This is a genomic window from Comamonas sp. lk (assembly GCF_900564145.1).
GTDB lineage: Bacteria > Pseudomonadota > Gammaproteobacteria > Burkholderiales > Burkholderiaceae_C > Comamonas.
The window spans coordinates 521,095-542,597 of the sequence record NZ_UOOB01000001.1; the positions used below are offsets into that span (position 1 = coordinate 521,095).

The 21,503-nt window shown below is 59.9% G+C and carries 26 protein-coding genes; 22 read left to right on the forward strand and 4 right to left on the reverse strand.

The window, feature by feature from the left end:
* The first annotated feature begins 133 nt into the window (after positions 1-133).
* From tuf to EAO39_RS02410, 13 genes are all read left to right on the forward strand, one after another.
* Positions 134-1,324 (forward strand): elongation factor Tu, encoded by a 1,191-nt coding sequence (gene tuf / locus EAO39_RS02350; RefSeq protein WP_120965863.1) that lies wholly within the window; start codon positions 134-136, stop codon positions 1,322-1,324.
* 25 nt (positions 1,325-1,349) lie between these two features.
* Positions 1,350-1,661, forward strand: a complete 312-nt coding sequence (gene rpsJ, locus EAO39_RS02355) for a 30S ribosomal protein S10 (protein WP_003059431.1) — start codon at positions 1,350-1,352, stop codon at positions 1,659-1,661.
* 203 nt (positions 1,662-1,864) lie between these two features.
* On the forward strand, positions 1,865-2,539 hold the full coding sequence (gene rplC, locus EAO39_RS02360) for a 50S ribosomal protein L3 (protein ID WP_120965865.1): 675 nt from the start codon (positions 1,865-1,867) through the stop codon (positions 2,537-2,539).
* Positions 2,539-3,162 (forward strand): 50S ribosomal protein L4, encoded by a 624-nt coding sequence (gene rplD, locus EAO39_RS02365; protein WP_120965867.1) that lies wholly within the window; start codon positions 2,539-2,541, stop codon positions 3,160-3,162. The genes rplC and rplD overlap by 1 nt, the downstream gene beginning before the upstream one ends.
* Entirely contained in the window at positions 3,159-3,473 is a 315-nt protein-coding gene (rplW, locus tag EAO39_RS02370; protein WP_066483824.1) for a 50S ribosomal protein L23, read from the forward strand. Before rplD ends, rplW begins: the two co-directional genes overlap by 4 nt.
* Before the next feature lie 2 nt (positions 3,474-3,475).
* Complete coding sequence (gene rplB / locus EAO39_RS02375; RefSeq protein ID WP_120965869.1) at positions 3,476-4,300, forward strand: 50S ribosomal protein L2; 825 nt, start codon at positions 3,476-3,478, stop codon at positions 4,298-4,300.
* A gap of 10 nt (positions 4,301-4,310) precedes the next feature.
* The gene (gene rpsS / locus EAO39_RS02380; RefSeq protein WP_120965871.1) at positions 4,311-4,586 is read left to right on the forward strand and encodes a 30S ribosomal protein S19; all 276 of its coding nucleotides are present in this window, start codon (positions 4,311-4,313) and stop codon (positions 4,584-4,586) included.
* Between the two features lie 10 nt (positions 4,587-4,596).
* Positions 4,597-4,929, forward strand: coding sequence for a 50S ribosomal protein L22 (gene rplV, locus EAO39_RS02385; protein ID WP_120965873.1), 333 nt, complete (start codon positions 4,597-4,599; stop codon positions 4,927-4,929).
* Between the two features lie 16 nt (positions 4,930-4,945).
* Positions 4,946-5,818, forward strand: a complete 873-nt coding sequence (rpsC, locus tag EAO39_RS02390; protein WP_120965875.1) for a 30S ribosomal protein S3 — start codon at positions 4,946-4,948, stop codon at positions 5,816-5,818.
* A gap of 2 nt (positions 5,819-5,820) precedes the next feature.
* Entirely contained in the window at positions 5,821-6,237 is a 417-nt protein-coding gene (gene rplP, locus EAO39_RS02395) for a 50S ribosomal protein L16 (protein WP_099739885.1), read from the forward strand.
* Positions 6,238-6,247: 10 nt separating this feature from the next.
* Complete coding sequence (gene rpmC, locus EAO39_RS02400; protein WP_003059403.1) at positions 6,248-6,445, forward strand: 50S ribosomal protein L29; 198 nt, start codon at positions 6,248-6,250, stop codon at positions 6,443-6,445.
* Between the two features lie 9 nt (positions 6,446-6,454).
* Positions 6,455-6,724, forward strand: a complete 270-nt coding sequence (gene rpsQ, locus EAO39_RS02405; RefSeq protein WP_003059401.1) for a 30S ribosomal protein S17 — start codon at positions 6,455-6,457, stop codon at positions 6,722-6,724.
* A gap of 118 nt (positions 6,725-6,842) precedes the next feature.
* A complete protein-coding gene (locus tag EAO39_RS02410; RefSeq protein WP_120965877.1) occupies positions 6,843-7,349 on the forward strand; it encodes a peroxiredoxin in 507 nt (168 codons plus the stop codon).
* 158 nt (positions 7,350-7,507) lie between these two features.
* Here EAO39_RS02410 and EAO39_RS02415 read toward each other — a convergent pair whose 3' ends face one another.
* Entirely contained in the window at positions 7,508-7,999 is a 492-nt protein-coding gene (locus tag EAO39_RS02415) for a GNAT family N-acetyltransferase (protein WP_120965879.1), read from the reverse strand.
* A gap of 90 nt (positions 8,000-8,089) precedes the next feature.
* Positions 8,090-8,797: a cytochrome b/b6 domain-containing protein gene (locus EAO39_RS02420; RefSeq protein WP_120965881.1), complete on the reverse strand. Its 708-nt coding sequence runs from the start codon at positions 8,795-8,797 to the stop codon at positions 8,090-8,092.
* A 191-nt stretch (positions 8,798-8,988) separates the two neighbouring features.
* Between EAO39_RS02420 and EAO39_RS02425 the strand changes: the two genes are divergently transcribed.
* Entirely contained in the window at positions 8,989-9,435 is a 447-nt protein-coding gene (locus EAO39_RS02425; RefSeq protein ID WP_120965883.1) for a cytochrome c, read from the forward strand.
* Between the two features lie 149 nt (positions 9,436-9,584).
* Here the strand turns inward: EAO39_RS02425 and EAO39_RS02430 are convergent, their stop codons facing one another.
* On the reverse strand, positions 9,585-10,097 hold the full coding sequence (locus EAO39_RS02430) for a TlpA disulfide reductase family protein (RefSeq protein ID WP_120965885.1): 513 nt from the start codon (positions 10,095-10,097) through the stop codon (positions 9,585-9,587).
* 191 nt (positions 10,098-10,288) lie between these two features.
* Between EAO39_RS02430 and EAO39_RS02435 the strand changes: the two genes are divergently transcribed.
* The 8 genes from EAO39_RS02435 to EAO39_RS02470 all read left to right on the forward strand — a co-directional run bounded on the left by EAO39_RS02435 (position 10,289) and on the right by EAO39_RS02470 (position 20,414).
* Positions 10,289-10,846, forward strand: coding sequence for a hypothetical protein (locus tag EAO39_RS02435; RefSeq protein ID WP_120965887.1), 558 nt, complete (start codon positions 10,289-10,291; stop codon positions 10,844-10,846).
* A gap of 96 nt (positions 10,847-10,942) precedes the next feature.
* Complete coding sequence (locus EAO39_RS02440) at positions 10,943-11,398, forward strand: PTS fructose transporter subunit IIA (protein WP_120965889.1); 456 nt, start codon at positions 10,943-10,945, stop codon at positions 11,396-11,398.
* A complete protein-coding gene (locus tag EAO39_RS02445; protein ID WP_120965891.1) occupies positions 11,367-11,636 on the forward strand; it encodes an HPr family phosphocarrier protein in 270 nt (89 codons plus the stop codon). The genes EAO39_RS02440 and EAO39_RS02445 overlap by 32 nt, the downstream gene beginning before the upstream one ends.
* 153 nt (positions 11,637-11,789) lie before the next feature.
* Positions 11,790-13,520 carry a phosphoenolpyruvate--protein phosphotransferase gene (ptsP, locus tag EAO39_RS02450; RefSeq protein ID WP_120965893.1) on the forward strand — a complete coding sequence of 577 codons (1,731 nt, stop codon included), beginning with the start codon at positions 11,790-11,792 and terminating at the stop codon, positions 13,518-13,520.
* Positions 13,521-14,285: 765 nt separating this feature from the next.
* Positions 14,286-15,407, forward strand: a complete 1,122-nt coding sequence (wecB, locus tag EAO39_RS02455) for a UDP-N-acetylglucosamine 2-epimerase (non-hydrolyzing) (RefSeq protein WP_120965895.1) — start codon at positions 14,286-14,288, stop codon at positions 15,405-15,407.
* Positions 15,407-17,533 (forward strand): glycosyl transferase family protein, encoded by a 2,127-nt coding sequence (locus EAO39_RS02460; RefSeq protein WP_240466880.1) that lies wholly within the window; start codon positions 15,407-15,409, stop codon positions 17,531-17,533. The genes wecB and EAO39_RS02460 overlap by 1 nt, the downstream gene beginning before the upstream one ends.
* Positions 17,530-19,593: a hypothetical protein gene (locus EAO39_RS02465; RefSeq protein WP_120965897.1), complete on the forward strand. Its 2,064-nt coding sequence runs from the start codon at positions 17,530-17,532 to the stop codon at positions 19,591-19,593. Before EAO39_RS02460 ends, EAO39_RS02465 begins: the two co-directional genes overlap by 4 nt.
* A gap of 11 nt (positions 19,594-19,604) precedes the next feature.
* Positions 19,605-20,414 (forward strand): hypothetical protein, encoded by an 810-nt coding sequence (locus tag EAO39_RS02470; protein WP_162989471.1) that lies wholly within the window; start codon positions 19,605-19,607, stop codon positions 20,412-20,414.
* A gap of 100 nt (positions 20,415-20,514) precedes the next feature.
* On the opposite strand, the gene lipA is transcribed toward EAO39_RS02470, so the two are convergent.
* The gene (gene lipA / locus EAO39_RS02475) at positions 20,515-21,495 is read right to left on the reverse strand and encodes a lipoyl synthase (protein ID WP_120965901.1); all 981 of its coding nucleotides are present in this window, start codon (positions 21,493-21,495) and stop codon (positions 20,515-20,517) included.
* Positions 21,496-21,503: the final 8 nt, after the last annotated feature.

Genomic DNA, 21,503 nt, shown 5'->3' on the forward strand with positions numbered 1-21,503 from the left:
GCATGTCGGTTTTCGGGTTTTAGTTGCCGGTCTGCGATTGCATGCCGTCCTGTCACCTGTGCGGGGCGAATCAGCAATGCGGTGCAGACCTTAAACATTACACAGGTACGCTCTTTTATCTGGAGAAATTGCAATGGCAAAAGAAAAATTTTCGCGCACCAAGCCCCACGTCAACGTGGGCACCATCGGTCACGTGGACCATGGTAAGACCACTCTGACGGCCGCTATCGCCACTGTGCTGTCCAAGCACTTCGGCGGCGAAGCCAAGGATTACTCCCAGATCGACAACGCGCCTGAAGAAAAGGCCCGTGGTATCACGATCAACACTTCGCACGTTGAGTACGAAACCGCTAATCGCCACTACGCTCACGTTGACTGCCCCGGTCACGCTGACTATGTGAAGAACATGATTACCGGCGCTGCTCAAATGGACGGCGCTATCTTGGTGTGCTCGGCCGCTGACGGCCCCATGCCCCAAACTCGCGAACACATCCTGCTGTCGCGTCAAGTTGGCGTGCCTTACATCATCGTCTTCCTGAACAAGGCTGACATGGTGGACGACGAAGAACTGCTGGAACTGGTCGAAATGGAAGTGCGCGAGCTGCTGTCCAAGTACGACTTCCCCGGCGACGACACCCCCATCATCCGCGGCTCCGCTAAGCTGGCCCTGGAAGGTGACCAATCCGACAAGGGCGAGCCCGCCATCCTGAAGCTGGCTGAAGCTCTGGACACTTACATTCCTACACCTGATCGCGCTATCGATGGCGCTTTCCTGATGCCCGTGGAAGACGTGTTCTCGATCTCCGGTCGTGGCACCGTGGTGACTGGCCGTATCGAACGCGGTATCGTCAAGGTCGGCGAAGAAATCGAAATCGTCGGTATCAAGGACACCGTCAAGACGACCGTGACCGGCGTGGAAATGTTCCGCAAGCTGCTGGACCAAGGTCAAGCTGGTGACAACGTGGGTCTGCTGCTGCGCGGCACCAAGCGTGAAGACGTGGAACGTGGCCAAGTGCTGTGCAAGCCCGGCTCGATCAAGCCCCACACTCACTTCACTGCTGAAGTGTATGTGTTGTCCAAGGACGAAGGCGGTCGCCACACTCCTTTCTTCAACAACTACCGTCCTCAGTTCTACTTCCGTACAACTGACGTGACCGGCTCCATCGAGCTGCCAGAAGGCAAGGAAATGGTTATGCCTGGTGACAACGTGTCGATCACTGTGAAGCTGATCAACCCCATCGCCATGGAAGAAGGTCTGCGCTTCGCTATCCGCGAAGGTGGCCGTACCGTGGGCGCTGGCGTGGTTGCCAAGGTCATTGCGTAATTCTTAGAAACACTGGGAATTAATAATGTCCAAGCAAAAAATCCGCATCCGCCTGAAGGCTTTCGATTACAAGTTGATCGACCAGTCTGCAGCTGAAATCGTTGACACCGCCAAGCGTACCGGCGCTATCGTCAAGGGTCCCGTGCCCCTGCCGACACGCATGAAGCGTTTCGACATCCTGCGTTCGCCTCACGTCAACAAGACCAGCCGCGACCAGTTCGAAATCCGTACGCACCAGCGTCTGATGGATATCGTTGATCCGACTGACAAGACGGTTGACGCTCTGATGAAGCTGGACCTGCCCGCAGGTGTGGACGTCGAGATCAAACTGCAATAAGAGTTTTGAAGGCCCTCTAGGGGGCTTTTAAGGGTCTTTATTTAACGCGAACTTGCTTGAAAAAGCAGTTCGCGTTAAACTTTAGGGCTTCGCCTTTGATGCGAAGTTTTATTAACCTTCTTTCGTGCGCAAGTTGCTCTGAGCAGCGGAGCGCAACGCTGGGCCAATTGCAGTTTCAGCGGCGGAAGTTTTGGAGCAAACAAATGAGTCTGAGCAACTCCCTGGGGTTGCTGGGTCGCAAGGTGGGCATGATGCGTCTGTTCACTGATGATGGGGACGCAGTGCCTGTCACAGTGGTGGATGTATCTAACAACCGCGTGACTCAGGTCAAAACCCAAGAGAACGATGGCTATGTGGCCCTGCAGGTCACATTCGGTACACGCAAGGCCTCTCGCGTGACCAAGCCTCAAGCCGGCCACCTTGCTAAGGCAGGTGTGGAAGCCGGTGAAGTGACCCGCGAATTCCAAGTGACTGCAGAAACTGCTGGCAAGTACGCCGCTGGTGCTGTTCTGCCCGTGGCAGAACTGTTCAGCGTTGGCCAAAAGGTGGACGTGCAAGGCACTTCCATTGGTAAGGGCTACGCCGGTACCATCAAGCGTCACAACTTCAGTTCGCAGCGCGCTTCGCACGGTAACAGCCGTTCGCACAATGTCCCCGGCTCGATCGGTATGGCACAAGACCCAGGTCGCGTGTTCCCCGGTAAGCGTATGACCGGCCACATGGGCGACGAAACCGTTACTACACAAAACCTCGACGTGGTTCGTATCGACGAAGCACGCCAACTGCTCTTGATCAAGGGCGCTGTTCCTGGCTCCAAGGGTGGCTTTGTGACAGTGCGTCCCGCCATCAAGGCTACAGCTTCTAAAGGAGCGAACTAATGCAGCTCGAACTCCTGAATGAACAAGGCCAGGCTGCATCGAAGTTCGATGCACCCGAGACCGTGTTCGGTCGTGAATTCAACGAAGACCTGGTCCACCAGCTGGTGATCGCCTACCGTGCCAACGCACGTCAAGGCACTCGCGCCCAGAAGGATCGTGAACAAGTCCGTCACACCACTGCCAAGCCTTTCAAACAAAAGGGTACTGGCCGTGCACGTGCTGGTATGTCGTCCTCGCCTCTGTGGCGTGGCGGCGGTCGCATCTTCCCGAATCTGCCTGAAGAAAACTTCACGCAGAAGATCAACAAGAAGATGTACCGCGCTGGTATGACAGCCATTCTGTCGCAGCTGGCCCGTGAAGGCCGTCTGGCAGTCGTGGAATCGCTGACGCTGGATACACCCAAGACCAAGGTGCTGGCCGACAAGTTCAAGGCCATGAACCTGGACTCTTCGGTCATGGTGATCGCCGACGAAATCGACGAAAACCTGTACCTGGCATCCCGCAATCTGAAGAACGTGTTCGTGGTTGAGCCGCGCTATGCAGACCCCGTGTCGCTGGTGCACTACAAGAAAGTGCTCATCACCAAGGGTGCGATCGACAAACTCAAGGAGATGTTCGCATGAGCACACTCAAGTTTGACGAAGGTCGTCTGATGCAAGTGCTGGTCGCTCCCATCGTGTCCGAAAAGGCCACTCTGGTTGCTGAAAAGTCCAATGCTGTGACATTCAAGGTGCTGCAGAACGCTACCAAGCCCGAAATCAAGGCCGCTGTGGAATTGATGTTCAAGGTTGAAGTGGCTGGCGTTTCCGTGGTGAACACCAAGGGCAAGACCAAGCGCTTCGGCAAGACCGTTGGCCGCCGCGACAATGTGCGCAAGGCTTACGTGATGCTCAAGCCCGGTCAAGAGCTGAACCTGTCTGGGGAGGCAGCGTAATCATGGCTGTTATCAAGCTCAAACCTACGACCCCCGGCCAACGTGGCGCGGTAAAGGTTACACGTGACCATCTGCACAAGGGTGCAGGTTTCGCCGCTCTGCTGGAACCTCAGTTCCAAAAGGCCGGTCGTAACAACAACGGTCACATCACGGTTCGCCATAAGGGCGGTGGTCACAAGCACCACTACCGCGTGGTGGACTTCAAGCGCGACAAGGACGGTATTCCCGCCAAGGTCGAGCGCATTGAATACGATCCAAACCGTACTGCTCACATCGCTCTGGTGTGCTACGCAGACGGCGAGCGTCGCTACATCATTGCTCCTCGCAACCTGGAAGTGGGCGCCACTATCGTTAGCGGCTCCGAAGCTCCTATCCGCGTGGGCAACACTCTGCCTATCCGCAACATCCCCGTGGGTTCGACCATTCACTGTATCGAACTGAAGATCGGTGCTGGTGCTCAGATCGCACGTTCGGCTGGTACTTCTGCCACTCTGCTGGCTCGCGAAGGCATCTACGCTCAAGTGCGTATGCGTTCGGGCGAAGTCCGCAAGGTGCACATCGAGTGCCGCGCCACGATCGGTGAAGTTGCCAACGAAGAACACAGCCTGCGCCGTTTGGGCAAGGCCGGTGTGAAGCGTTGGATGGGTATTCGTCCTACCGTTCGCGGTGTGGTGATGAACCCTGTGGATCACCCGCACGGTGGTGGTGAAGGCAAGACCGGTGAAGGCCGTCACGCAGTTGACCCATGGGGTAACCTGACGAAGGGCTACCGCACCCGTAACAACAAGCGCACTCAATCGATGATTGTTTCGCGTCGTAAGAAGTAAGGGGTAGCAAATGACTCGTTCTCTCAAAAAGGGCCCGTTTGTTGACCATCACTTGCTGGCCAAGGTCGAAAAGGCCGTTGCCACCAAGGACAAAAGGCCAGTGAAGACCTGGTCGCGTCGTTCCATGGTTCTGCCCGATTTCATCGGTCTGACCATTGCCGTGCACAACGGCAAGCAACACGTGCCGGTTTATGTGACTGACCAGATGGTTGGCCACAAGCTGGGTGAATTCGCGCTGACTCGTACCTTCAAGGGACACCCAGCGGACAAGAAAGCCAAGAAGTAAGGAATAGAACATGTCTGAAACACGTGCTGTTCTCCGTGGCGTCCGCTTGTCGGTTGACAAGGGTCGCCTCGTCGCGGATCTGATCCGTGGCAAGAAGGTGGATCAAGCCTTGAACATTCTCCAATTCACACAGAAAAAAGCTGCTGTGATCCTGAAGAAGGTTCTGGAATCCGCTATCGCTAACGCTGAGCACAATGACGGCGCTGACATCGACGAACTGAAGGTTACGACCATCTACGTCGAGCAAGGCACCACGCTCAAGCGTTTTACTGCTCGCGCCAAAGGCCGTGGCAACCGCATCAGCAAGCCTACCTGCCACATCTATGTGACAGTGGGTAACTGAGGCCTAAAGGAAGAATATGGGACAGAAAATCCATCCTACCGGCTTCCGTCTGGCGGTGAGCCGCAACTGGGCAAGCCGTTGGTACGCAAGCAACCGTGATTTCGCCGGCATGCTGGCCGAAGACATCAAGGTTCGTGAGTACCTGAAGGCCAAGCTGAAGAATGCTGCCGTTTCGCGCATTCTGATCGAGCGTCCTGCCAAGAACGCCCGCATCACCATTTTCTCGGCTCGTCCGGGCGTGGTGATCGGCAAGAAGGGTGAAGACATCGAGGCCCTGAAGAAGGAACTCGCTACTCGCCTGGGCGTGCCTGTTGCTGTGAACATCGAAGAAGTGCGCAAGCCCGAAATCGATGCCAAGCTGATCGCTGACTCGATCACTCAGCAGCTGGAAAAGCGCATCATGTTCCGTCGCGCCATGAAGCGCGCCATGCAGAACGCCATGCGTCTGGGTGCTCAAGGCATCAAGATCATGTCTTCTGGCCGTCTGAACGGTATCGAAATCGCTCGTACTGAGTGGTACCGTGAAGGCCGCGTGCCACTGCACACACTGCGTGCCGACATCGACTACGGCTTCTCCGAAGCCAAGACGACATACGGCATCATCGGTGTGAAGGTCTGGGTCTACAAGGGTGATACCTTGGGCCGTAACGACCTGCCCGCTGTGGAAACGCCTCGTCCTGACGACGAACGCCGTCCTCGCGGCCCCCGTCGCGATGGTCGTCGTGATAGCCGCGACGGCGCTGGCCGTGGTGGTCGTCGTCCCGCTGGCACCAATGCGGCTCCTGCCGATGGCAGCGATAAGCCTGCCGGCGCTGGTGCTGATTCCGTTAAGCGCGTTCGCAAGACTGACGCGCCCGCTGCAGCTGCAGCGGACGGTAAAGGAGAATAAAGATGCTGCAACCTGCTCGCCGCAAATACCGCAAGGAGCAAAAGGGTCGCAACACCGGTATCGCAACGCGTGGTAACTCCGTTGCTTTCGGTGACTTCGGCCTGAAGTCCACTGACCGCGGCCGTCTGACGGCCCGCCAGATCGAAGCTGCACGTCGTGCAATTTCCCGTCACGTCAAGCGTGGTGGTCGTATCTGGATCCGCGTGTTCCCGGATAAGCCAATCTCTACCAAGCCCGCCGAAGTGCGTATGGGTAACGGTAAGGGCAACCCCGAGTACTACGTGGCCGAAATTCAGCCCGGCAAGGTGATCTACGAAATCGTGGGTGTGCCTGAAGAGCTGGCTCGTGAAGCGTTCCGCCTGGCTGCTGCAAAGCTGCCTCTGCGTACGACCTTCGTGTCTCGTCACATTGGTGCTTAAGGAGATCAACATGACAAAATCTGCTGAACTCCGCCAAAAAGACGTGGCCGGTCTGGAAGCTGAAGTGAAGTCCTTGCAAAAGGCTCACTTTGGTCTGCGCATGCAAAAAGCCACGCAACAACTGGGCAACACTGCGACTATCAAGGCTACACGCCGTGACATCGCTCGTGCCAAGACCATCCTTGCTGAAAAGCAAGCCGCTAAGTAAGGAGCCGACATGACGGAAGCTAAAACATCCCTCAAGCGCACCTTGATTGGCAAGGTGGTCAGCGACAAGCGTGCCAAGACTGTGACCGTTCTGGTTGAACGCCGCGTCAAGCACCCTATCTACGACAAGATCATGATCAAGTCGAGCAAGTACCACGCTCACGACGAGCAAGGTGAGTACAAGCTGGGTGACGTGGTTGAAATCACCGAGAGCCGTCCTCTCTCCAAGACCAAGAACTGGGTTGCTACCCGCTTGGTGCAAAAGGCTGCTCTGGTGTAAGCCTAACTAGGCACACCGGCTGCAAAGCCCTAGAAAACGACCCACAATGTGGGTCGTTTTTTCGTTTCCGGACCCGCCATTTCGGTGGGCCTGTTTTGCACCCCAAAAGGAGATAGTAATGATCAAAGTTGGAGACTCCCTGCCCGCAGTGACCTTGATGGAGTATGTGGAAGTGGAAGGCAATGGCTGCAGCATTGGCCCCAACCCCGTCAAGCTGCCTGAAGCGCTGGCCGGCAAGACCATTGCATTGTTCGCATTGCCCGGTGCTTTCACTCCCACCTGCTCCGCACAGCATCTGCCTGGCTACGTGGCCAAGGCCGAGGAATTCAAGGCTGCAGGCGTGGACGAGATCTGGTGCCTGTCCGTGAACGACGCTTTCGTGATGGGCGCTTGGGGTCGTGACCAGAAGGTGGCCGGCAAGGTGCGCATGATCGCCGACGGCGATGCCGCTTTCGCCAAGGCCGTGGGCCTGACGCTGGATCTGAACGGCAAGGGCCTGGGCCTGCGCGCCAACCGCTTCTCCATGCTGGTCAAGGATGGCAAGCTGGTTTCGCTGAACGTGGAAGGTCCTGGCAAGTTCGAAGTCAGCGACGCCGACACACTGCTGCAACAAGTCAAGGCTTAACACACGGCTTGCCGGAGTTCGCGTCCCTCTGAGGCCGGCTCCGGTTGCCACAAAGCCCTGCTGCCATGCCGCGGGGCTGGTGCCGAAATGCAGAACGCCCGGACCTATGGTCTGGGCGTTTTTGCTGGTGCAGGTTTTTTGTGGATCTATGGAGGCGTTCAGTACAAAGCGACCTTGAGGTAGTGCGCACCCTGCAAGGGGTTGTGATAGTAAGGCTCGATGGGCTCGAAGCCCAGATCCACATAGAGGGCTCGCGCGGACTCCATCTCGTCCAGCGTGTCGAGCAGCACATGGTCGTACCCCGCTTGTCTGGCGGCATCCAGCATGGCCTCTGCCAGCTGACGGCCCAGGCCAAAACCTCTGAAGGGCTTGCGCACAAAAAGGCGCTTCATTTCTGCCGCATTCGGGTAGTCGCAGTCGTCAAGCGGCCGCAGACCACAGCAGCCCGCAAGGGCTCCGTCCACACATGCCAGCAGCAGCTGGCCACGGGGGCTGGCATATTCACCGGGCAGATCGGCGATTTCCGACTCGAATCCTTGAAATTCCAGGTCGATACTCAGGCTGTCCGCATACTCTCGGAAGATCTGGCGCACCTGGTGCATTTCTTCCGGTTGAGTGGGGTTCAGCAAGTCCACGGCAGGCTTGTCCACAGCAACTTGGCAATGATGAAAGAAGAGTCAGTGTAGCGGCAAGCGCTTTGCATGGTTAAAGCTTGGCTGACAACTCTGCCCTGACCGGATTCAAAATCCTGCGCTGTGACCCAGCTGGTTCACCCACCAGGCGAGGCCGGATGCCAGCACTGCCAGTGCCGCTGCCAGCAAGCGTCTGGCCGCTGTATCGCGGGTGCTGGGGACAGGCAATTCCAGGGTTTTGTCGCCGGTCACCATGGCAGTGACCAGACCGCGTTTCTTGTGGCTGTAGTAAGCCACGGCCACCAGATGCAGGCCCAGCAGTGCGTAAATCAGATACTGGCCCCAGTGGACGTGGTAGTTGGTGGCCAGAGAAACCGTGTCGCCTGAGACAAAGCGGGTCAGCGAGCCGCTGAAGGCAATTTCGTCATCGCTGAGCAAGCCGCTGCCAACCTGAGCCATCAAGACCAGCAGCATGGCAAAAACCGACAAGGCGCCCAGCGGACTGTGGCCGGCACTGTCCTGCACACGGCCTTTGCCGCGCACATGGCGCAGCAGCGCGGCGGGTGAATGGAAAAAATTGCCAAAGCGCGACCAGTAACCGCCGACCAGGCCCCAGAGCAGGCGAAAAATCAGCAAGGCCAGCACGGCATGCCCCAGGCTCAAATGCCAGTTCATCGCATTGCCGCCCAGCTTGGCCGTCACCACCAGGGCCACGATGCACAAGGCCAGCAGCCAGTGGAACAGGCGCGTGGGCAAATCCCAGATTCGAACGGTGTGAGAGCTGTGGCTGAGAGTGTGCTTGACAGGCTCATTCATGAAGGTGCTCCATCCGGGTGGATTGAGAAATGCGGATTGCGACTGCCTGCATTGTGCCGTGAGGTGCGTCCAGGGGCTTGGCTGGCGCGCCCAGGCCTGGATTTGGAGCGCCAAGCTTGCGAGTCTCCTCTGCGATACTGCGCTGGCCGCTACCGACGGTAGATTGTTGTTTCAAAAGAAAGGATACCCCGATGAAAGCTTTCTCCACCCTGGCTCTGGTTGCCGTGATCGCCACCGTGGCCCTGCCGGCTTCGGCGCAATTTTCCAAACCCGAAGATGCCATCAAGTATCGCCAAAGTGCTCTGAGTGTCATGGGCACGCACTTTGGCCGTCTGGGTGCCATGGCCAATGGCAAGATCCCTTTTGATGCCAAGAGCGCGCAGGAAAGCGCCGAGATCGTGGCTTTCATGGCCAAGCTGCCCTGGTCGGGTTTTGGTACTGGAACCGATGGCGGAAAGGCCAAGCCCGAGATCTGGAAGGAGCAGGCCAAGTTTCATGATCTGAGCGGCAAGATGGAGGCGGAAACCGTCAAGCTCAATGCGGCGGCCAAGACCGGCAATCTGGACAACCTCAAAGCCGCCTTCGGCCCTGCGGCCAACAGCTGCAAGAGCTGCCACGACAGCTTCAGAAACAAATGATCTCTGACGGGGTTCAGGCATGAAAAAAACCGGCAACTTGCCGGTTTTTATTTTTTGCAGTGCCTGCGCTTGCTGGACTTGGGTTTCAAGCCGCTTTGCCTTGAACTCAAGGAAGATAAAGCGCTGGCAGCTATTGATTTGATAAGGCTTTAGGCGCTTGCAGGTTCCGCCAGCAGTTTTTCGATCAGCTTGTGCAGCTCGGCAAAATCAGGCGCACCGATATAGCTCTTCACAATCTCGCCGCGCTTGTTGACGATGAAGGTGGAGGGCGTGAGCTTGACGTCGCCCCAGGCCTTGGCCACGTTGCCCGTGTTGTCCAGCGCCACCTGGAAAGGAATCTTGCGCGACTCGACAAAGTTCACCACATAGCTGGGCGGGTCGTAGCTCATGGCTACGGCCAGGGTGTTGAAACCCTTGCCCTTGTACTTGTTGTAGGTGCTGATGATCTCGGGCATTTCTGCCACGCAGGTCGTGCAGCTGGTGGCCCAGAAGTTCACCAGCGTGACCTGGCCTTTGAGGTCGGATGTCGTCTTCTGGCTGCCGTCGAGCAGCACAAAGGTGGACTGAGGTGCCGCAGATTGACCGGCCCCGGTATACACCCATGCCCCGACGCCGATGACGGCTGCGGCCGCCAGGCCTGCGATCCAAGTTTTGCTTGCCATAAGATCTTGATTGTGCCTAGAAATTAAGCACATTGCTGTTCTAGGTCATTGGAGCCTGCGCTGTCGCAAAAGTTCAGCCTGCGAATGGGAGAAAGACTTTTCTCTACGGGTCATCCCTAGGCGCTGGCGGCCGGGGCGGGCATGGCGGCTCCAGATAATGCAGATATGACACAGCAGGCATGGGCGGGCATATGTTGAAGACCAGGGCGGGCATTGCTGCGCGCTGGCTTGGGCTGAGCATGGTGCTGGCCGGCTGCAGCCCGGCGCTCAACTGGCGCACCGTGCAGCTCAAGAATGCGCCGCTGCAAATTCTGCTGCCTTGCGATGCGCAAACTGCCAGCCGCGATGTGCCCATGGGGAGCGAGCAGGTATCCATGGCCATGGTGGGCTGCGAGGCGGATCATGCCACTTATGCCGTGTCTCACTTTCTGCTCAAGGAGCCCGCGCAGGCTGCCGCGACCTTGGCGCGCTGGCAGGCGGCCGTCTTGGCCCAGTTGCATGCAACAAAGCCGTTGCAGGCCAGCGGTGATGCTGTATTTGTGCCCAAGGGCGCGCTGAATTTGCCGCAATCCATACGCAGCACGCTGGAGGGCGTGGGGCCGCAGGGCCAAAAACTCATAGGCTACGGCGCATGGTTTGCGCGGCTGGAGGGTGACAAAGGGGTGCGCATCTACCATGCTGTGATCTATGCCGACAAACCCAGGCCGGAAGCTGCACAGGCATTTTTTGCCGGTCTGCAGCTGCAATAGCGGCCGTCATCGCCTCCATATTCACCATGCCGTATGCGCCAATGTGCAAGATCTCCCGCCGGCGCGCCATAATTTGCCATCAAGAACTGTGACTACATGACCACGCGCATTCTTTTGCTCACCCACGCCCCGCTGGCCTCCGCGCTGCGCGAATGTGCGCTGCACGTGTTTGCCGACAGCGCCGACGACGTGCTGGCACTGGATGTGCCGGCTCAGGAGCCGCCGGAAAGCACGCTGCAGCGGGCTAGGGAGATGCTGGAGGCGCATGGCGGTATGTCTCTGCCTACACTGGTGCTGACCGATCTCTTCGGCGCCACGCCTTGCAATGTGGCTCAGCGCCTGGTGGCTCAGCTGCCCGCGCGGCTGGTGGCCGGGGTGAACCTGCCCATGCTGTTGCGCTCCATAGGCTATAGGCAGGAAGCGCTGGATGCGCTGGTGTCGCGTGCCATGGTGGGCGGCAGCCAGGGCGTCATGCAAGTGGCCAGCAGTTCATTGCAAAATCAAAGCGCACGACCTTCTCATGATCAAGACTCATATCACCATCAGCAATAAGCTGGGCCTGCACGCCCGCGCCTCGGCCAAGCTCACCAAACTCGCCGGCAGTTTTCCTTGCGAAGTCTGGCTGACAAAGGGCGAGCGCCGCATCAACGCCAAAAGTATCATGGGCGTGATGATGTTGGCGGCAGGCATTGGCTCCGAGCTGGAGCTGGAGACCGATGGCGAGCGCGAGCAGGAAGCCCTGGATGCCTTGGTCGCCTTGATCAATGACAAATTTGGCGAAGGCCAGTAAGTAGCAAGATCGCTTTGCCCGCCACGATGTGACGGGAGGAGCTTCTGGGCGCAGGGCAGGACACCTGTTGCATTGCGATGCAGCAGGCAGACGGCCGCCTGGCGATCCGGAGCAAGCAAAAACAATCGCGTCATTCGCGAAAGGGCAGTCGCTATGACATTTGCAATCCACGGCTTGGCCGTGTCACGGGGTATTGCGATTGGGCGTGCGGTGGTGGTGGCCTCCAGCCGCATGGAGGTGGTGCACTACTTCATTCACCCGGAGCAGATCGAGTCTGAAATCGCGCGGGCACGCAGTGCGCGCAACTCGGTCATCGACGAATTGAGGCGTCTGCAGGAAGAAATGCCCAAGGATGCGCCCGGCGAGCTGGATGCTTTGCTGGACGTGCACCTGATGCTGCTGCAGGACGATGCACTGGCAGAAGCCATACGTCACTGGATATCGGACCGCCTGTACAACGCCGAATGGGCGTTGACAACGCAGCTGGAGATTGTCTCGCGCCAGTTCGACGAGATGGATGACGAGTACCTGCGTGAGCGCAAGGCCGACCTGGAACAGGTGGTGGACAGGATTTTGCGCCACATGAAAGGCGTACCCAACCCGGTCAGTGCGCCCCAGGTAGCCCCCCAGGATGGCGCCCATGAATCGCCGCTGGTGCTGGTGGCGCAGGATCTTTCGCCTGCCGACATGCTGCAGTTCAAGAGCAAGGTGTTTGCCGGCTTCATTACCGCCGTGGGCGGCAAGACCAGCCATACCGCCATCGTGGCGCGCAGCATGGACATTCCTGCGGTGGTGGGCGCGCGTGCGGCCAGCCAGCTGATCCGCCAGGACGACTGGGTCATCATCGACGGCAACGAAGGCGTGGTCATCGTCGATCCCTCGCCCATCATCCTGGCCGAGTATGGCTTCAGGCAACGCCAGAACGAGCTGGAGCGCGAGCGTTTGTCACGCCTGCGCTTCACGCCCTCGCTCACCATGGACGGGCAAAAAGTGGAGTTGCTGGCCAATATCGAGCAGCCTGGCGACGGCCCGGCTGCCGTGCATGCCGGAGCCGTGGGCGTGGGACTGTTTCGCACCGAGTTCCTGTTCATGGGCCGGGGTGGCAATCTGCCCGGCGAGGAAGAGCAATACCGCGCCTACCGCGAAGCCATTGACGGCATGCAAGGCATGCCGGTCACCATACGCACGCTGGATGTGGGAGCCGACAAGCCGCTGGACAAAGCCCAGCCCAAGGACTATTACCTGAACCCCGCTCTGGGTCTGCGCGCCATTCGCTGGAGCCTGGCGGATACCGCCATGTTTCGCACCCAGCTGCGCGCCATTTTGCGTGCGGCGGCACACGGGCAGATTCACCTGCTGTTTCCCATGCTGGCCCACCGCAGCGAGATCGAGCAGACCCTGGCCCAGCTGCGCCAGGCGCAAAGCGAGCTGGATGTGCGTGGCCTGCCTTATGGTCCGGTCAAGCTGGGAGCGATGATCGAGATACCGGCGGCCGCGCTGGTGGTACGTACCTTCCTCAAGTACTTCGACTTCCTCTCCATAGGCACCAATGACCTGATTCAATACACGCTGGCCATTGACCGTGCGGATGAAACCGTGGCCCATCTCTACGACCCCATGCACCCGGCGGTGCTGCGTCTGGTGTCCGAGGTGATCGCTGCAGCCGATGCAGCCGGCAAGCAAGTCTGTGTATGTGGCGAAATGGCCGGCGACGTGAGCATGACCCGGCTGCTCCTGGGTCTGGGTCTGCGCAGTTTCTCCATGCATCCTGCCCAGATCCTGGCCGTCAAGCAGGAAATCCTGCGGGCCGATACGCAAAAGCTGGCTCCCTGGGCGCAGCAGGTGATGAATAGCGAGGACCCTTCGGGGCTGCTGGCACCCTGACCGCAATGGCTTGCAAGCCGCCGCCAAGCGCGCAGGGCGGCTGGCGGCCTTTGTTCTTCGGAGGCCGCGCCTTGATCCCAAGTCATGGCCTGGAATTGTTTGCAATGCTTGACGATGTTGCGTTGCCCTGCGGCAACATGACAGCCCGAGTTCAGGCCATCTGCGGTAGAAACGCGCATTTACAAATTTAATTGCGATTGATTCTCATTTGCTGTTATAGTTGCATCCAGCTTGTAGCGAATCACTCTGGTGGGGTTCATGCGCTACACAGCTCAGTTTCATCGTGGGGCGACTCGCCAGGCCAGTTCAGCCTGCAGTCGTTTTTGCCAGCCAGCGGTTTGCCGGTTAGCCAGGCTTTTTTTGCGATGTCTCTGAGTATTCAATATTGATAGCTGCCAGCGTATGTTGGTTCAAGCTTCTCGATTAAAAATTGATTGAAATTCAAGCGGAGATAGCGGTAGCTGCTCCGCTTTTTTGCATTTCAGAATCGACGACGAATAGATAACCTCAATCGCCTTGGATGTCCAGTTGATGCAGTAATTACATGGACTTGGTCGTAACAACTGCTCACGTCGCCGAACTTTTTTATATTCATTGGGTCTGTGAAGTGTGCGCAAACTTGCGTGTGATGCGCACCTGCCAAAAGCTCAGACCCTTGGATTTCTGGTAGCGCAAACAGTCGCCAACACGCGTCTACCAGCTCACACGCAAGCGCTAGATGGCCGTACCGGTGCTGCGACTCACCGGCAGGCCTGAAAGGCATGCATGAAGCTTCTTTCTGTGATCGGGACCCGGCCCGAAGCCATCAAGATGGCCCCCGTGGTGCGTTTGCTCGCCGCCACCCCCGGTATGGACTCCGTGGTCTGCGTGACCGGCCAGCACCGCCACATGCTCGAGCAGGTGCTGGAGCTGTTCGATATCAAGCCCCAGCATGATTTGTCGGTGATGGCACAAGGCCAGACGCTCAACAGCCTCTCGGCCCGCATCCTGCAAGGCATGGATGAGCTGCTGGAGCAGGTCAGGCCGGATCGGGTGCTGGTGCACGGCGATACCACCACGGCCATGGCCGCCGCCATGGCAGCGTTTCACCGTCATATCCCCGTGGTGCATGTGGAGGCCGGACTGCGCACCGGCTCGTTGACCGAGCCCTGGCCCGAGGAAATGAACCGCAGCGTGATCGATGTGATGGCCGAAGTGTTGCTGGCGCCCACCGAAAAAGCCAAGGCCAATCTGCTAGCCGAAAACCTGCACGGCCAGATCCATGTGGTGGGCAACACCGTGATTGATGCCCTGAAGTGGGTGGCTAGGCGTTTTGAAAATGATGTGTCGCTGCGCGACAGCGTGGATGCACGCCTGCCGCAGCTGGCGGCGGGCAAGCGCATGGTGTTGCTGACCAGCCACCGCCGCGAAAACCATGGTGAAGGTCTGGCCCAGATCTGCGATGCCGTGACCGAGCTGGTAGCCGGTGGCGAAGTGGAGGTGGTTTACCCCGTCCACCTCAATCCGCTGGTGCTGGATGTGGTGCAGCAGCGCCTGGGCCAAGTGGCCGGCGTGCACCTGATCGAGCCGCAGGACTATCTGGGTTTTGTGCGCCTGATGCAGCGCGCTTTCCTGGTGCTGACCGATTCTGGCGGCGTGCAGGAAGAAGCGCCGGCATTGGGCAAGCCCGTGCTGCTGCTGCGCGATGTGACCGAGCGTCCTTCGGTGGTGGAGGCCGGAGTGGTCAAGCTGGTGGGTACCGACAGGCCGCGCATTGTGGCGGCCGTCCGTGAGTTGCTGCACGACAGTGCTGCCTATGAGCGCATGACCCGTGCCGCCCATCCCTATGGCCACGGCGACGCCAGCGAGAAGATCGTGCAGATCCTGCTGAAGGCGAAGGCCGCGTGATGGTGGATATGCAGCCGTTTTCCGACTTCTTCAGCGCCAACTACCGGGCTTTGGAGATAGCCACGGCCTTTGTCGCCGTGGTGGTGCTGATCTCCAGCATCGACGATCTGTTCATTGACGCCAGATACTGGATTCGTGAAATCTGGCGCCATCTGCGCGTCAAGCCTTTGCACACGGCGCTTACCCCTGCGCAGCTGCGCTCCGTGCCCGAAAAACCCATCGCCATCATGGTGCCGGCCTGGCAGGAGCACGACGTCATCGCCTCCATGATCGAGAACATGGTGGCCACGCTCGAATATCGGGAGTTCATGGTCTTTGTGGGCACCTACCCCAACGACCAGCGCACGATTGACGAGGTGGAGCGCATGCGCCGCCGCTACAAGCAACTGGTGCGGGTGCAGGTGCCGCATGACGGCCCCACCTGCAAGGCCGATTGCCTGAACTCGATTGTGCAAAGCATCGAGCAGACGGCGCAAAAGCGCGGCATTGAGTTTGCCGGCATGGTGTTGCATGACAGCGAGGATGTGCTGCACCCGCTGGAGCTCAAATACTTCAACTACCTGCTGCCGCGCATCGACTTCATCCAGCTGCCCGTGACATCGCTGGAGCGCAACTGGAATGAATGGGTGGCAGGCGTTTACATGGATGAGTTTGCGGAATGGCACGCCAAGGATCTGGTAGTGCGCGAGAGCATGAGTGGCATGGTGCCTTCGGCCGGCGTGGGCACTTGTTTCTCGCGCAAAGCCATGTTGGCGCTGATGGCCGAGACGGATGGCCAGCCCTTCAACCCCGATACGCTGACCGAGGATTACGACGTGGGCACGCGTCTGGCGCGCATGGGCATGCGGCAGATCTTCGGCAAGTTCCCGGTGCAGTACCGCGTCAAGCGCAAGGGCTGGACGGGCAAGGAAAAGCCGATCGAGATCACCATGCCACTGGGCGTGCGCGAGTTTTTCCCGAACACCTTCCGCACGGCTTATCGGCAAAAGGCGCGCTGGACGCTGGGCATAGGTCTGCAAGGCTGGGAGCAGGTGGGCTGGCAGGGCAATGCCGCCGTCAAATACCTGTTGTTCCGGGACCGCAAAGGCCTGATCACGGCCTTTGTGGCGATTGCCGCATATCTGATCTTTTTCAATTACATGCTGCTGGCGCTGTTGGGTGTCATGGGTTGGTGGAGTGACAGCCTGCCTCCCATCCAGTCGCTGGCGCACTGGGTGCAGGTGGTGATTGCGCTGAACTTCATGGCCCTGCTGTTGCGCATGGCGCAGCGCGCTTATTTTGTGGGCCGTATCTATGGCGGCGTGCATGCGCTGCTGTCCATTCCGCGCATGGTGGTGGGCAACTTCATCAATGCCGCAGCCGCAGGCCGCGCCTGGAAGCAGTATCTGAGCCACAAGCTCTTTGGCAGCAAGCTGGTCTGGGACAAGACCATGCACGACTTCCCCACGGTGGAGCAACTGGCAGAGCAGAAGCAGCATCTGGGCGATCTGCTCAAAAGCTGGCAGGCGATTGATGGCGAAACGCTGGATGCGGCTCTGGAGCAGCAAGCCCAGACCGGCGGTACGCTGCTGGGCCAGGTGCTGCTCCAGAACGGCTGGGTGGATGAAGACCTGCTGGCGGAAGCCCGGGCTTATCAGGCCGATCTGCCGCGATTGCATCTGGCCGATGGCGAGGAGCGTATCGACCTGAGTCTGCTGCCGGCGCGGGACATGATCCGCTGGCGCATGTTGCCGTTGGCCAGCAGCGATGAAAGCGCTCTGCATGTGGCGGTGGCCTCGGTCTTGCCCGAGGCGGTGCAGGCGCAGCTGCAAGCGCGCTTGAAGCGACCCTTGCGTCAGCTGGTGGTGCGTGAGAGCGACATCGCCGCAGGTTTGCGCCAGTTGAGTGGGATGGCCGAAGAAGAGGGCGGTGCATCGGCTGCCTTGCTGGGCGACTGCCTGATCTATCGGGGGGATCTCAGCCGCGAGGCACTGGACCAGGTGCTGGACTCTTATGACGCAGCCCGAGATGGGCGTCTGGGCGGCCATCTGGTCCACCAGGGCTTGGTGACGCCAGAGCAGCTCGACAAGGCCTTGCTGGAGCAGCAAAAAGCACGACTCAAACCGTCTGAGGAGGAAGGGGAATGACAGACAGAACTCGCGGACGTATGCCAGCGCTGATGTCGGCCATTTTTGTCGCTCTGTTAGGTAGCGCGGCCGGCGTGCAGGCGCAGGAGCGCTCTCTCACGGGCGCGGCATGGCAGCATACCGACCGTGCCTATAAAGCCTATGCCAAGGGCGACTATGTCCATGCCTTGCAAGAGGCTCGGGCCGCACGCCGCCTGCGCCCCGATGTGCCGCGTCTGCAGGCGCTGGAGGACCAGGCGCGGGCGGCGGTAGATGCCGCCAATGCGGCTAATGCGGCCAGCGCGGCTCAAGAGAAAGCCCGGCGCGCCCAGGCCCTGGCCCAGCAGGCTTATGCCAAGGCGCAGCAGCCTGAGCAACTGGATGCGGCGCTTGCTTTCATCCGTCAGGCTTTGCAGCTCAATCCCCAGCCCTTGCCATGGCATGTGCTGCAGGCCCGCTTGCTGTTGAGCGCTCAGCGCTGGAGCGAGGTGGTGGCCGAGGTGGATGCAGGCTTGCAAATCCATCCGAATCAGCCCGCTCTGCGGCAAGCCAAGGCCTATGCTTTGTTGCAGCAAGGCCAGGGCGCGCAGGCGCTGCAGGCGCTTGATCAGACGTTGACCAGCGCTTCCGGTTTGAGTGCCGATGCGCGGGCCAGCCTGTTGCGCCAGGGGGCAGATACGGCACTGGCGACCGGGCAACTGGCACAAGGGCGAGAGTGGGCCCGGCAATTGCAGACTATGTCTGCAGAGAATGCGGCCCAAGACGCGGCAGTGCGCTTGCAGCTCTTGCAATCTGGCCTCTCTTTCGAATTGCCTATGCCAGTGCCCGATTTGAGCTGCAATGCAGAGACAGTCTGCACAGCCAGCTATGCATTTGATATTGAAAACGACTTGGCCAATGCTGCTTATGCGGCGGCGCAGCTGCAGCAGTGGCCGCAGGTGCAGAGCTTGTCTGAGCCATTGCTGAAGCTGCAGCCCGCCAAGGGCGCTTACTGGCAGCTGTCGATTGCGGCGCTGCAAGGCCAGGGGCAGGGCGGTGCGGCTCGCGCCCAGGCGCAGCAGGCCTTGCAGGCTATGGCAGGCCAGGACTCCGGCTTGAAGCCCGCCGAACTGGCCCAGATTGCCCATACTGCCGGCGACAAGCAGGCCGAAGCCGACTTCTACACTGCGGCTGAGCAGGGCCGTGCGCTGCCGGCGGCTCAGCTTGAAGATGCGGCATTTGCCGCCGAGCATGTGGGCGACAGCCGTGCTGCCGTGCGCCGCCATGCGGCGGCTCTCGACAGCACCGATGCCGGGCAGATCCGCTTCACGCCCCAGCAGCGCCAGGATGTGCGCCTTGCCGTGGGCGATCTGGACCGGCAGTGGGGGAGCTCGGCCGGGGTTTTCAGCAGCCGCGGCAGCACCTTGCCGGGCGGGCAAAGCGGAGCCAGCGGCTATCGCAGCCTGCAGACCGTGGGCGAGCTGTTCTGGCGGCCGCAGCAACTGCGTGGCGACGGCACGTTTGTCGATCTGTATGGCCGTTACATGGGCAATCTGCGTGCTGCACCGCAAGAGGCCACGGGGCCGGAGTCATCGCAGCTGGCGCTGGGGATTCGGGTCAAGCCTTTTGGCAACCAGAACCTGATCGTGGCGGCGGAACGCTGGCAAAAACTGGGTGCTGCCAGCCGCAATGACTGGTTGTTGCGCGCCGCGTACTCCTACACCAAGGACATGTACGGCCCGGTGAACCGCGAGCGCTGGATGACTGGCGATCTGTATCTGGAGGCCGGTCGCTATCTGCAATCGGGCGAAAAATACGCCACGGGCGAGCTGCGCTACGGCCCGCAGTGGCGGCTGCGCGGCTCGGACTCGGGGGGCTGGGGCCTGTGGGGCTATGGCGTGGTGGCTGCCGAGTACAACAGCAGCTACAGGCGCACCGGGGCCGGCAGTGCCGGTGTGGGCGTGAGCCTAAGGCGCTGGTTGCGCGAAGATCGCACGCATGCGGGCCGCTCCTGGGTGGATTTCACCGTGCAGTATCGTGCCCGTCTGGGCGGCGACGACCGATCCAGCGGGCTGGTTGCCCGTGCCTCCTGGTATTACTGAAAGGCCTGTACGTGTACACACGTCGAACCGCGCTATCTGCCGCCCTGCTGCTGCCTGGCATGGGCATGGCGCAGAGAATGCCGCCCATGCCGCCGGTAAAGGTCTCAGGCATGGTCTGGCAGCCCGATAACGCCACGGCCAGGCCTCAGGGCGAGTGGCAGCGTCTGGGTATCCAAACCCTGTTGATCCAGTGGCTGGCCACGGACGACGGCAGCGGCAAGCTATGGCGCGCGCCCTCGCTGGAGCGGCTGCCCGTCCAGCCCTGGGCGCAAAGCATCATTGCCGGACTGGTGGGCGATTACGACGAGCCGCGTGCTCGCCGCCGGGTAGAGCTGCTTGCGCAGGCTTCGGCTCGCTTGGCCAAGGAAGCCCTGCCTTTCGAACCCGTGGGCTGGTATTTTCCGGTGGAGTCTGACCCCAGCTGGAAGGAGGTGAATCGCCTGGCCGAGAGCCTGCAGAACCTGCCGCGCCCGCTGTGGGTCAGCGCATACGACAACAGCAATCTGGGGCCCAAGGCTTTTGCCCGCTGGGTCAAGCGTTGGCTGCCGCCGGATGTGGGGCTGTTCTTTCAGGATGGCGTGGGTCTGCACACCCGCAGTGCCGCCACGGCGGCGCGCTATGCGCTGGCGCTGGCTGATACCGTGGGCTGGCAGCGGCTGAAGGTGATTGCAGAGGCCTTCAGGCCCGATGGCGCTGGGCATTTCCGCAGTGCCACGGCGCAGGAGCTGCGTGCCCAGCTCTCGTTTTATGCAGGCTGGCCGGTGCTGGTGTTTGACGGGCCGCACTATTTGACGCCGGCGCTGGTGGAAGCGCTGGCGTAATCAAAACCATAGCTTCTTGCGCTTGTGTATCAGGCGATAACAGCCGATTGAGCAATAAAAAAGCAGCCGCGTGGGCTGCTTTTTTGTGGAGCGTCGGCAATCACACGCCAGCGGCATGGGCCTGCTGGTCGGCGTGGTAGCTGGAGCGCACCATGGCGCCCACGGCCGCGTGGGAAAAACCCATTTTGTAGGCCTCTTCTTCGAACATCTTGAAGGTGTCCGGGTGCACATAGCGGCGCACCGGCAGATGGCTGTTGGTGGGCGACAGATACTGGCCGATGGTCAGCATGTCGATGTTGTGGGCGCGCATATCGCGCATCACTTGCAGGATTTCTTCGTCGGTTTCACCCAGGCCGACCATGATGCCGCTCTTGGTGGGCACATCGGGGTGCAGTTCCTTGAACTTCTTCAAGAGGTTCAGCGAGAACTGGTAGTCCGAGCCGGGACGCGCTTCCTTGTACAGGCGGGGCGCGGTTTCCAGGTTGTGGTTCATCACATCGGGTGGAGCCGACTTGAGAATCTCCAGCGCGCGGTCGTCGCGGCCGCGGAAATCGGGCACCAGAATCTCGATCTGCGTGGTGGGTGAGAGCTCGCGGATGTTCTTGATGCATTCCACAAAGTGGCCGGAGCCACCGTCGCGCAGGTCGTCGCGGTCCACGCTGGTGATCACCACGTACTTGAGCTTGAGTGCGGCAATCGTGCGCGCCAGGTTCAGCGGCTCGTTCACATCCAGCGGGTCGGGGCGGCCGTGGCCCACGTCGCAGAACGGGCAGCGGCGCGTGCACTTGTCACCCATGATCATGAAGGTGGCCGTGCCCTTGCCGAAGCATTCGCCGATGTTGGGGCAGCTGGCTTCCTCGCACACGGTGTGCAGATTGTTCTTGCGCAGAATGTCCTTGATTTCGTAAAAACGCGTGCTGGGGCTGCCCGCCTTGACGCGGATCCACTCGGGTTTCTTGAGAACTTCAGCCTGCTCCACCTTCACGGGGATGCGCGCCAGCTTGGCGGCAGCCTTTTGCTTGGCCAGCGGGTTGTAGTTTTCGGCGGACTGCGCTTCGCGCACGACTTCGTTGGTGCTCATGATCTTGC